Below are 11707 nucleotides of genomic sequence, written 5' to 3' on the forward strand. Positions count from 1 at the left end.
CCAATACACTTGGCGCATGAAGTGAAACCGGTCAGCAATAATTAATGGATTACCCAATGCCTTACGTACAGCTTGCTTGAAAGACTTTGACAAATCCATCACCACAATCTCCGTCTTACTGGTATCACAGGACTGTAAATAGGACTGTATTGTGTCTACTTTTCTATCGGATAACACATCCACAATTTCTTTATTCTCTACATCTGCGATGACGGTTTGAAACTTTTCCCCACCTGCATCACCCTTGAATTCGTCAATAGATATAGCTCGCGGAAGAACTTTTGTAGTTTCGATTTTATGTCGATTAAATAAGCGCAATAATCGATTTGTCGTCATCCCTGTTAACTGAGCTGCAGTAGTAAAAGAACCAACAGCCGTATAAGTTAACGCAGTCGTCTGCACCACATTTGTACACCGCTGATAGCGATCCACCATCTGTAGTTTTTCGTAAAAGGTATGGTTACAATTCACACAGAGGTATCGTCTTTTGCATAAGGAAATTTTCAAGGATCTATTAGACATAATTGATCCCTGGATTTTCTGGTTGCGATAACCATGAACACGTTTCGTTTTCGTACTACAAAACGGACACTTCTGTTTTTTGACTTTTGTCCGCAATTCCACCAACAAATAGTCGGATTGATCACTGAAATCCCATACATCAACATGCTTGTCTTTAATCCCTAACATTTCTATGATAAAATGATTTTGCACTCTTTCCCTCTCCTTTTTCCTTTTGTCTCAACAACTTTAGGTTAACAAAAGAGAGGGGAATGAGTGTATTTTTTTGTTTTTCTTTTGTCCCTTGATAGGACTGAGGACACCACCACATTCAGTATAGAGCCTTATTATTTTTTTCTGCTAACCTATATCATTAAGAAAAGCGTTAAGGGAACTGTTGTTGTTTCTGTACATTGTCTATTTCTAGCAAGTTTTATAATTTCCAGACAAGAACAAAAAAACAGATGAAATCATATAGATTCCATCTGCTTTTTACCTATTACTATTATCTTCTACGGTTTCTGTTACGAAGAAAAGTAGGTATGTCCAAAGTCTCTTCCTCTTGCTTTACCTTCTGTTGTGTAGGAGCAGCTTCACGCGTGCCTTCTTCGCGGCGTTTTTCGCCTGTTTGTTGCTTCGGTGTTGCAACAGGACGTTGTTTTGGTTGTGCTGCTGTGGCTTGTGTTTCATCAAAGCCAGTTGCAATTACTGTTACTACAATTTCATCTTTTAGATCCTCATTTATAACCGAACCAAAGATTACATTCACTTCTTGATCTGCAGCAGAAGTTACAATGTCAGCAGCTTCCTGAACTTCATAAAGGCTTAAGTTTGCACCACCAGTTATATTCATTAATACACCATGCGCTCCATCGATAGAGGTTTCCAATAAAGGTGAAGAAATAGCTTTTTTAGCAGCTTCTGTAGCTCTACTTTCACCAGTAGCAATACCTATACCCATTAATGCTGAACCTTTATCTGACATTATTGTCTTAACATCAGCAAAGTCAACATTAATTAGCCCTGGAACAGCAATTAAATCGGAAATACCTTGAACACCTTGTCGAAGTACATTATCTGCCTCACGGAATGCCTCAAGCATTGGCGTATTTTTATCAACAATTTCTAAAAGACGGTCGTTAGGAATAACGATTAAAGTATCTACACTACTTTTTAAACCATCGATACCACTTACAGCTTGAGTTGAACGTTTACGTCCTTCAAATGTAAATGGTCTTGTTACTACACCTACAGTTAAAGCACCAATCTCTTTAGCAACTTGTGCTATAACCGGAGCTGCACCAGTACCTGTTCCTCCACCCATACCGGCTGTAACAAATACCATATCTGCACCTTTTAACACTTCTTCCAACTGCTCTTTACTTTCTTCAGCAGCTTTGCGACCAACTTCAGGATTAGCACCTGCTCCTAAACCTCGTGTAAGTTTTGTGCCGATTTGCATTTTCACTTCAGCTTTTGAAAGGTTTAGTGCTTGTGCATCTGTATTTACAGCTATAAATTCGACACCCTGAACACCGTGCTCAATCATTCGGTTTACTGCGTTACTTCCACCACCACCAACACCGATTACTTTTATCGTTGCTAGCTGATCCATATTCGTATCAAACTCTAACATTGTATAGTTCCTCCTAATTCGCAAGTTTACAAGATTCATTGAAGTTATGTTTTTATCTGTTAGAGGTTGTCCAAAATTTACTAAGTACCTAAATTATAAGTTAACTTATATTTGCTTGTACACCATTGTAAGTTTTGAACACACACATCTTAGGAATGCTTTAATCAAAGAAATACTTGAATAAATTAGCGATTCCTGATTCCTTTTTCTTACCTGGTGTCACTTGCTTTTGTTTTGTTGTTCGTTTTTGTTTTGTTGGTTTCAGTACCTCATGTTCTGCTACAGTAACTGCTTCTAACATTTCTTTTCCTTGAATTTTAGCATTGCGATAAGCGAATTTCAGAATGCCTACACCTGAGGTGAATTGAGGCTCTCTTACACCTATGTAATCTGGTATAGCAATTCGGACATTCGTCTGGAATAAGTCCTGTGCAAGATCTAGTGCTCCAGGTAAACTCATACATCCACCTGTTAATACATAACCTCCAGCAAGTTCACTGTACCCCATTTTGTTTATTTCTCTTTCTGCATAGGCATAAATTTCCTCTAACCTAGCTTCAATCATATCAGAAATTTGTAATTGATTAAATGTTTGCCTTTTGTTACTTCCAATAATAGAAGCTTCGAAAGTTTCTTCTTCTCTTGCTTCTTCATAAAAAGCATGTCCATGATTCACCTTTAATCCTTCAGCGTCTTCAGAAGACGTCCGCAAACCAATAGATAAATCCTTCGTGATGTTATCGCCACCCAGGGGAATAATACTAGTTGAAATTAAGTGGTCATTCTCAAAAATAGAAATGGTTGTGCTTCCACCACCAACGTCAATCAACGCCACACCTAAATTCTTTTCATCTTTTGATAGTGCTATAGAACCTGAGGCCAAAGGCTGCAGACAAATATCTAACACTTCTAAATTTGCTCTTTCCACACACTTTAAAATGTTATGTAGCATTGTTCTTGAACTGGTAATAATGGTACCTTCCATCTCTAACCGAACACCTATCATGCCACGAGGATCATTAATCTCATCTAACCCATCAACAATAAATTGTTTTGGTATTACATCGATAATTTCTCGCTCAGGTGGGATGGAGACTACCTGTGCAGCATCAATTACTCTTTTAATGTCATCATTCCCAATTTCTCTATTCTCGCTTGATACAGCTACCACCCCATGACAAGGTTGTAATTGTACGTGATTACCATTAATCCCAACTATCACTCTATCAATTTGCATGTTAACCATTCTTTCTGCTTGCTCAACAGCAGTTTTAATAGATTGAACAGTTTCATCTATATCGACGATGGCACCTTTTTTCATTCCATTTGACTTAGCAGTGCCAACTCCTATAATATTCAAGGAATCGTTGAGAACTTCTCCAATAATCACTTTAATTTTTGATGTACCTATATCCAGGCTGACTAATATTTCATTGTTGTTCAAAGAGGCACCTCCTAATTTAAGGCATCTGAATAGTTCAAATATTATCGGATAATTGAAGGAATTACAATCAATTTAAAATAATATTTATCAATTTGTATAAATTACCAAAAATCTTCAGCCTATTTTTATTTTTTTATAAGTTTATGAATAACTAAATAACAATATTCTACACAAAACGACGAATTTCCTCTTATTTTCTTGATTTTTTTTCATTTTTCTTTTGATTAAATTTTTCTATTAATATTCTTCTAATAATTGCTATATTTTGAAATAATCTTACACCAAATGCAAAGACGGCCGCAAGGTATAAGTCTATCCCAAGTTGCACCCCTAGAAAAGCTAAAAGGGCAGCCAGGCTAATATTAAAGAAAAATCCAGTTATAAAGACTTTATCATCGAATTTACCATCTAAATGCGCTCTGATTCCACCGAATAATGTATCAAATGCAGCTAGTACAGCTATAGACAGATAATTGGAATATTGATCTGGAATTGTAATATTGGTTAGTAAGCCTAGTGTTAAACCAACTACCAAAAATAACGCTGGTAGCCACATTATTCTTCACCCGTTTCTTGTGATTCGTTTACTTCAAGGTTATCTAGATTAATATTCCCCTCATATTTTGGTAATAAAAGTTCATCACTTACCTCTGCGGTTAAATCCAGATTTTCAATTGCAAAATAGTCTCTTGATTGACTCACTTCTATGTGATCTAATAATCTTTCAGGGTTAGCTGCTAGTACTTTTATTTGCAATGGCAGACTAGGTAGCGCACGATTATTTACATACGTTTTTCCATTCACATAACGAATTGGTGTTATGTTAATCACACGTTCATTCTCAATCGCAATTTCTGTTGCTCCATAATTATTTAGTTCGTTAATTAATCGGTTCAATAACTCTGGAGAAATTTCAGGATATTCCTGTTCAGTGTCCATCTCTACATATATCGGATTAATATGAATTAAAATACCTTTTCCAGAAATATCTGTTAACCCTGCTTTTTGCTCTAATTCTTCAATCGAATCCACTAATGTATCAATTTGTTCTTGTTCTGACATTGCTTCATATTGATCCTTAATACTTTCCATTTCTGCAATTTGTTGATAAAGTTGTTGTTGCTTCTTTTGCTCTACTTGTAATTGTGATCTTATTTCCCAAAGGTCTCTTGTATCTCGTTCCGTTGGTTCTTGTGTCGATTGAAATTGTATGGCAATCATTAAACCTGTAAATGCACATACCAAGGATATAATAATTTTATTTCTAAGTTGCAATGGTATCACCTTTCCTAACTAATCCTTGCTTCCATCTCAATCGAATCTTTTTTCTCAACTTCAACCTCAATATTATCATTGACTAATGTGTCTATCACACCGTTGGTTAAATTCAAACTAACATCTAGTACATTCTTTTCACCAATAGCAGCAATAATAAATGGTGCTGGGTGCTGAATACCATCAACAGAAATGACCGGTCCAATACAAGTAACAAAACTATCCTTATAAATTCTTTGTCCATTAATAGAAATAGCCTTTGCTCCTGCACTATACAATTCATTGATAATTAACTGAACATGACGGTCATGAACAATATATTGATTTGCATTCTCTTCACTTGGGATGTATTCTGTATCTCTTAACTCTACCTGTAAGCCTTCCCCTTTAATTGGTAGTTCACCCGTAAGCATTTGGAGTTGCTGCTTTCTCTCAACATACTCACCTAACGTTACTTCTTGTTTACCAAGTTCTTCTTCTAACCTCTGTATATCCTGCCTATTTCCGTTTAATTCTTCGCGTAGTTCATGGTTTTTCCCTTCTAAATTTATTAGCTGTTGTCGATAATAGTAATCTTTCTCCCATTCCTGATCAGATAATTGAATTACTTGAGAATCGCTTTTTGTATGTTGATAGCTAAATGAGAGAAGAAATCCAAACACGAGCAAAACTAGGGAAAATATAACGTGTCTACCTTTCACCTTCATTTTGGCTCTCCTTTTCTATTTCTGTATTGATATCGTCACTATAAGGATTAAATACAGCTCCACCAACCCCAATATTAATAATTCCTTTACTTCCTTCTTCTAACTGAGAAGTGATAGATGGATATACCTTCATAGACTTAGAAAAATTACGGATAGAAGCTTCAACTTCAAAACCATCATTCATGAAAACTAACACTTTATAAGGATTACCTTCCGTCGGTTGCCAAGTAATCTCTGAGATCAAATCAACAATCGTATCTGGTAGTGCTAGTAGTTCTTTGGCTAATTCATTTAAATAGATTGGCTTAGTGAAATTTGTTAAAAAAGGTGCATCACCCGACATTGTTTCTAAAGGATGAGAATCTAGTTTATCACCATTTTCTAGCAAAGGAAAATAGATACCATCCTGCTTAATATATCCAACCCTTTCTAGTTCTTGTACACCTATATTAACCGTTGTTGGAAACGATCTGGAAACATCCGCACTTTTTATTTCCGGATGTTGAGATATATTAGATTGTATACTTTCTTTGTCTATACTCCAGAAGTTATCATCATTTGTTATTTCACTTAACTTTCTAATCTCTTCTTTAGATATGTAACTATTACCAACAACATTAATATGGTGTACATTGCTAAGGGAAGATTGCAAATAAACGACAATTGAAATTAACACAAAAAAAAGGGTTAAATAAAATACCAAACGCCGATTTGCTTTCTTTTTCCGAGCCTGCTTTAATTTAGGAATTCTATCCTCTATAGAAACAACTTTTTTCTTACTCATCTCCTAATTCTTCCCTTTTATAATATAGTATATATGCTACTCTACCTTTAAAACAACGACATATTTTGATTATATTAATAGATTCAAAATAAAAATAAGGAAACGGCACCTAATATGCCGTTTGAATTTTCATATATTAAAATTATATCATATTTCAGCAACTTACGTGCCTGATTTCTCCATTACTATAGGCCGAATTTTTCAACAAAAAAATAAGCAATTCTATTCATTTTATTTCAAATGGATAGAATTGCCATAACTGTCTATGGATAATAGGTCTTTAAAAATTCGTCATACGTAACCAGGTATTTATAATTTTGCATATCTACTGATATTTAATAATATCCCAATCGAACATAATGTTAACGTTAGCGATGACCCACCGTAACTCAGAAAAGGCAGTGTAATTCCTGTTACAGGTATTAAGCCAATTACTACACTTATATTTATCATTACTTGTAAGGATAGCATACTTACAATTCCAAGTCCCAATAAGCTACCAAACGTATCTGGTGCTGCTAGAGATACACGTATTCCCCGCCACATTAATAGCAAAAATAATAACAATACAAACGTACCACCGATAAATCCAAGCTCTTCAGCTAAAATTGCAAAAATGAAATCGTTATGTGGTTCTGGTAAGTAAAAGAATTTTTGTAATGACTGACCTAGTCCCATTCCCATTAAACCACCTGGTCCAATTGCATAGAGAGACTGGATAATTTGAAACCCATTCCCCAAAGGATCTTCCCAAGGATTTAAAAAGGCTGTAATACGATTAATTCGATAAGGCGCAGAGATTATTAAGCCAAGAAAACCAACTACACCTATTATTCCTAACCAAATAAAGTGTGAAATTTTAGCCCCTGCAACAAAGATCATAATAAGACACGTTAAAACGAGTACAACCCCTGTTCCTAAATCAGGTTGAAGCATGATTAATCCAAAAGCGACGAATACTAAAAGCAATGAAGGCATGAAACCTTTTTTTAAAGAAGTGATATACTTCTGATTTGCAGCTAGATATGTAGATAAAAAGATAATTAATCCTAGCTTCATAAATTCAGCAGGTTGGATACTAAAGGCTCCTACACCTATCCAGCTTCTCGCTCCACCTCGTACCAGACCTACACCAGGTATCAGTACTGCAATTAGTAAAACGAAACAAATAAACAAAATTGGTTTGGAATATGTGCGCCAAGTTAAATATGGAATATTCATTATAAAAATCATCGCGATAATTCCTATCACTGCAAATAACAATTGTCTCTTAGCAAAGTAAAAGGAATCATTAAACTTGTAGTCTGCCCATATCGCAGACGCACTATAAACCATGACAACACCAACTATAAGTAGTGCAAAAATGGTTAAAGTCAAAATTAAATCCGGTCCATTTTTCAATTTCCGATTGGATCTAAACAAAAAAACACCCCATTTCCCGAAGGTGGGGCTTAAGGAAAAACTCGACAACCACTTGTATAGCAAGCAATTGTCCAGAAGGTTTCCCATACTATATGATATAACAAACCAGTTATTTATTGGTTGTATATTAGATAGTATAAGTAAAACAAGCCCCTACTTTAATGTATGCACAGCATTGATAAACATGTCCCCTCTTTCTTCAAATGTGCGATATTGATCCCAACTTGCACAAGCAGGAGATAAGAGAATAACATCATTCTTGTTTGATAACTGGTATGCTTTTTGTGCGGCATGTTTTACATTATCGACTAATTCAACCTTTTCTATTCCTGATTTATAAGCAATATCTCGTAATTTCAATGCTGTTTCACCAAAGACTACCATTGCTTTAACATTTTTTAAATAAGGTAATAATTCATCAAAGTCATTTCCTCTATCCAATCCACCTGCTAAAAGGATCGTTGATTGATCAAAAGATTTTAGCGCCTTTGATGTTGCTAATATGTTCGTTGCTTTTGAATCGTTGTAAAAGAGTCTACCATTTATATTCTCAACAAACTGGAGCCGGTGTTTAACGCCAGTAAATGTTGTTAATACTTGGGAAATCCCTTTTTTGGTTGCCCCTTTTAATAGAGCAGCACTGATTGCAGCCATAACATTCTCGATATTATGTTTTCCAACAAGTGCAATTTCATTTAGAGCGATAATTTTTTCATTTTTGAAATAAACGAATTCCTGATCGCACCACGCACCAGCTTCTTGTTTCAACTCCGTGCTAAATGGAACTTTAGTAGCTCTTGCAAATTGAATCATTTCAACTACCTTTGGATCATCCGCATTATAAATTAAATACTCACTCTCTGTTTGATTCATAAAAATGTTAGCTTTTGCATTCTTGTAATTTTCAAACGTTTCATGATAGTCAAGATGAGCCTCAAACAAGTTTAGTATTACAGATACTTTCGGTTTAAACTTTTGAACACCTAACAATTGGAATGATGAAAGCTCAATTACCATTGTTTCTTCTTTTTGAAGAGATTCAGCCACCTCAGTTGCGACCTCACCTATATTGCCAGCAATCTTTACTTGTTGGTCACTATGCTTTAACATCTCAAAGATTAATGTAGTGGTCGTTGTCTTCCCATTGGATCCAGTTATTCCTATTAAAGAACTAGATACGAGTTGACCAGCAAGTTCTACTTCTGTAATTATTGGAATCCCGCGTTTTTGCGCTTCTTGGACAACAATATTATAGTAGGGAATTCCAGGATTTTTCACTAATATATCAATTCCATCTAAAACGGTTAATGGATGTTCACCTACGATTACTTCAATATCTTTTGTTTGCAAGTCTTTAACAATAGAATCTTCGCTCGTTGCTTTTAGGTCATTAACACGTACTCGTTTTCCACTACGCACTAATAGCTTTGCCGCGGCTGTTCCACTTTTAGCTAAGCCTAGCACTAACACATGTTGATAAGGAAAATTAGTTAACTGATTCAAAATATCCACACCTCAATATAAATACCTAATGCAGCAAAAATAAGTCCTACTATCCAGAACGTGCTAACTACGCGCCATTCTGACCATCCCATTAGTTCATAATGATGGTGTAAGGGACTCATTTTAAATACACGTTTACCGGTAGTTTTAAAGGAAATAACTTGTATAATAACAGATAACGTTTCAAGAACAAAGACCCCGCCAATAATAACTAATAGCACTTCTAATTTTGTTAATATTGCAACAGCAGCGATGGCGCCACCTAATGCTAGTGAACCGGTATCACCCATAAACACTTTTGCTGGATGTGCATTAAATACAAGGAAGCCTAACAATGCTCCTACAACTGCAAGCGAGAAAATAGTAATTTCATATTGAGGAATACCATACCAAGCTAGAATTCCGAAAGCACCGAATGCAATGGCGGCAGTTCCAGCTAATAAACCATCAAGTCCATCTGTTAGATTAACAGCATTTGAAGCCCCTACTAGCATCACAATGATTAATAATGCGTATCCCCATCCTAAATCCCATTGAAAACTTGTCCCTGGTATTTTAATATAGGTTGGAAAATCATTTTGACGTAATATGATATAAAAAATGACTGAAATAACTATTTGCCCTAACATTTTTTGTTTCGATGTTAATCCAAGATTCCTTTTTAATGCAACTTTTATAAAATCATCAAGAAAACCTAATGTTCCATATCCTAGTAAAACCAGTAATAACAAAATCATTTCGAAACTGATTGTTCCTTGATTGAATTTGTTTGTCATAATCAGAGAAGTAATCGTCACACTTAATAAAATCATAACTCCTCCCATTGTCGGAGTACCCATTTTTTTCATGTGTGATTTTGGACCTTCTTCTCTTATGCTCTGTCCAAACTTCAGCCTTCTTAAAAACGGTATAAAAATAGGTGATATAAGGACGGTAATTAAAAATGCTATTGCCATGGTAATTATTAATACATATTCATTCATTATTGTTTCCTCCTTTGCTACGATAAACCGTCCATTCGGTCTTTTTATTAAACCAATTGTTCTAGTAAAGCTTCAAATTTCATACCTCTTGAGGCCTTAAAAAGAATGATTGTTTCTTCATTTAAATAAGACTGTAAATTACGAATAATATCTTCTTTAGTATGATAATGTTGTACACGTACAGAGGGATTTAATCGTGCTACTTCAGAAGAAATTTCTTCTGAATCTTCCCCAAACGTAAGCACATGACTGATTTCATCAGTGATAACTTGTGCAACATTACGATGTAATCGCTTCGAATGCTCTCCCATTTCAAACATGTCACCGAGTACGAGTACTTTTCTATTATAAGCACTCATTTGTTTTACTATTTCAATGGAAGCCTTCATGGAAGTAGGCGATGCATTATAAGCATCATTGATGATTGTAACATCATTTTTCCCTTTTAAGATTTCAAAGCGCATCCCTGTTAACTCAATATTCAGTAATGATTTATTTATTTTTTCTTGTGGAAGATCCAGTTGTTTAGCAATTTCTATCGCAAAAGAAGCGTTTTTCACATTGTGTTTCCCTAACATATTTAAGCGAAAGTCACTGTCATTTAGCTGAAAAGTAGTATAACTCGCAGTCATATTATATTCACGAATAACTCGAGAATTATCATTTAAAAATCCAATCGTTATAACGTTATTTTTTTTATGGAAACTATCTAGTAGTGGTTCGTCTCCATCGATAAACAATAGTCCATCATTCGATAATCCGGCCACTATTTCGGCTTTTGCTATGGCAATCCCTGCCCTAGAACCTAAAAATTCAATATGTGATTCACCAATATTTGTGATTACCGCAAAGTCAGGCTTTGCTATTTTAGAAAGTAACTCAATTTCTCCAAAATGACTCATACCCATTTCCAATACAAGTACTTCCGTATCTATGGGCATAGAAAGAATTGTTAACGGTAGTCCAATATGATTATTAAAATTACCTTTTGTCCTATGTGTCCTATAAGTTGACTGTAAGACAGAACCAATTAAGTCTTTTGTTGTAGTTTTACCATTGGATCCGGTAACTCCAATTACAATCGGGTCAATTTTATTTCGATATTCATGTGCCAACTGCTGCAGGGCTTGTAACGTGTCTTCCACAAAAAAAACCGGAAAATCAGTAGGCAAAAAACTAGGTAATTTTTTGTCTTTGTTCCATAGTGTTGCAACTATACCATTATTAAAGGCGTCCTTAATAAATTCATGTCCATCAAAAGATTCTCCTTTTATTGGAATGAATAACGATTTATTCGAAGACTTCCTACTATCAGTGGTTACTTCTTTAATTGGAATCCCGTCGGCTACTACCCCTTTTGTCTCAGGAAATAGCTGGGCTAAAAAACTTGTAGTAAATAACATATTTATTCTCCTCATAGCCCTCTTTTTATTAATATGATTACTCATTAAA

At 35.1% G+C, this 11707-nt stretch carries 11 protein-coding genes; all 11 read right to left on the minus strand.

Going from position 1 to position 11707, the window contains the following annotated elements; translation table 11 throughout:
- The coding region (locus QQS35_RS12470) for a transposase (protein ID WP_285930212.1) at positions 1-714 on the minus strand (714 nt) is incomplete at its 3' end.
- A 292-nt stretch (positions 715-1006) separates the two neighbouring features.
- The gene (gene ftsZ, locus QQS35_RS12475; protein WP_285932482.1) at positions 1007-2137 is read right to left on the minus strand and encodes a cell division protein FtsZ; all 1131 of its coding nucleotides are present in this window, start codon (positions 2135-2137) and stop codon (positions 1007-1009) included.
- Positions 2138-2297: 160 nt separating this feature from the next.
- Positions 2298-3581 (minus strand): cell division protein FtsA, encoded by a 1284-nt coding sequence (gene ftsA / locus QQS35_RS12480; RefSeq protein WP_285932483.1) that lies wholly within the window; start codon positions 3579-3581, stop codon positions 2298-2300.
- Between the two features lie 190 nt (positions 3582-3771).
- The gene (locus QQS35_RS12485; protein ID WP_285932484.1) at positions 3772-4137 is read right to left on the minus strand and encodes a small basic family protein; all 366 of its coding nucleotides are present in this window, start codon (positions 4135-4137) and stop codon (positions 3772-3774) included.
- Positions 4137-4856, minus strand: coding sequence for a DUF881 domain-containing protein (locus QQS35_RS12490; protein WP_285932485.1), 720 nt, complete (start codon positions 4854-4856; stop codon positions 4137-4139). Before QQS35_RS12490 ends, QQS35_RS12485 begins: the two co-directional genes overlap by 1 nt.
- Before the next feature lie 14 nt (positions 4857-4870).
- The gene (locus tag QQS35_RS12495) at positions 4871-5563 is read right to left on the minus strand and encodes a DUF881 domain-containing protein (RefSeq protein WP_285932486.1); all 693 of its coding nucleotides are present in this window, start codon (positions 5561-5563) and stop codon (positions 4871-4873) included.
- The gene (locus QQS35_RS12500; protein ID WP_285932487.1) at positions 5547-6347 is read right to left on the minus strand and encodes a cell division protein FtsQ/DivIB; all 801 of its coding nucleotides are present in this window, start codon (positions 6345-6347) and stop codon (positions 5547-5549) included. Before QQS35_RS12500 ends, QQS35_RS12495 begins: the two co-directional genes overlap by 17 nt.
- Positions 6348-6656: 309 nt before the next feature.
- On the minus strand, positions 6657-7769 hold the full coding sequence (gene spoVE / locus QQS35_RS12505; RefSeq protein WP_285932488.1) for a stage V sporulation protein E: 1113 nt from the start codon (positions 7767-7769) through the stop codon (positions 6657-6659).
- A 153-nt stretch (positions 7770-7922) separates the two neighbouring features.
- Positions 7923-9272, minus strand: a complete 1350-nt coding sequence (gene murD / locus QQS35_RS12510) for a UDP-N-acetylmuramoyl-L-alanine--D-glutamate ligase (protein WP_285932489.1) — start codon at positions 9270-9272, stop codon at positions 7923-7925.
- Complete coding sequence (mraY, locus tag QQS35_RS12515; protein WP_285932490.1) at positions 9269-10255, minus strand: phospho-N-acetylmuramoyl-pentapeptide-transferase; 987 nt, start codon at positions 10253-10255, stop codon at positions 9269-9271. The genes murD and mraY overlap by 4 nt, the downstream gene beginning before the upstream one ends.
- A gap of 47 nt (positions 10256-10302) precedes the next feature.
- Positions 10303-11658: a UDP-N-acetylmuramoyl-tripeptide--D-alanyl-D-alanine ligase gene (locus tag QQS35_RS12520; protein ID WP_285932491.1), complete on the minus strand. Its 1356-nt coding sequence runs from the start codon at positions 11656-11658 to the stop codon at positions 10303-10305.
- Positions 11659-11707 lie beyond the last annotated feature (49 nt).

Origin of the sequence: Aquibacillus rhizosphaerae, assembly GCF_030282825.1 — a bacterium.
In the GTDB taxonomy this organism is placed as follows: domain Bacteria; phylum Bacillota; class Bacilli; order Bacillales; family Amphibacillaceae; genus Aquibacillus_C; species Aquibacillus_C rhizosphaerae.

Coding starts and splice junctions, on each gene's coding strand:
- ftsZ (WP_285932482.1), bottom strand. CDS start 2,137: ATGTTAGAGTTTGATACGAATATGGATCAGCTAGCAACGATAAAAGTA.
- QQS35_RS12500 (WP_285932487.1), bottom strand. CDS start 6,347: ATGAGTAAGAAAAAAGTTGTTTCTATAGAGGATAGAATTCCTAAATTA.
- QQS35_RS12485 (WP_285932484.1), bottom strand. CDS start 4,137: ATGTGGCTACCAGCGTTATTTTTGGTAGTTGGTTTAACACTAGGCTTA.
- QQS35_RS12495 (WP_285932486.1), bottom strand. CDS start 5,563: ATGAAGGTGAAAGGTAGACACGTTATATTTTCCCTAGTTTTGCTCGTG.
- QQS35_RS12520 (WP_285932491.1), bottom strand. CDS start 11,658: ATGTTATTTACTACAAGTTTTTTAGCCCAGCTATTTCCTGAGACAAAA.
- mraY (WP_285932490.1), bottom strand. CDS start 10,255: ATGAATGAATATGTATTAATAATTACCATGGCAATAGCATTTTTAATT.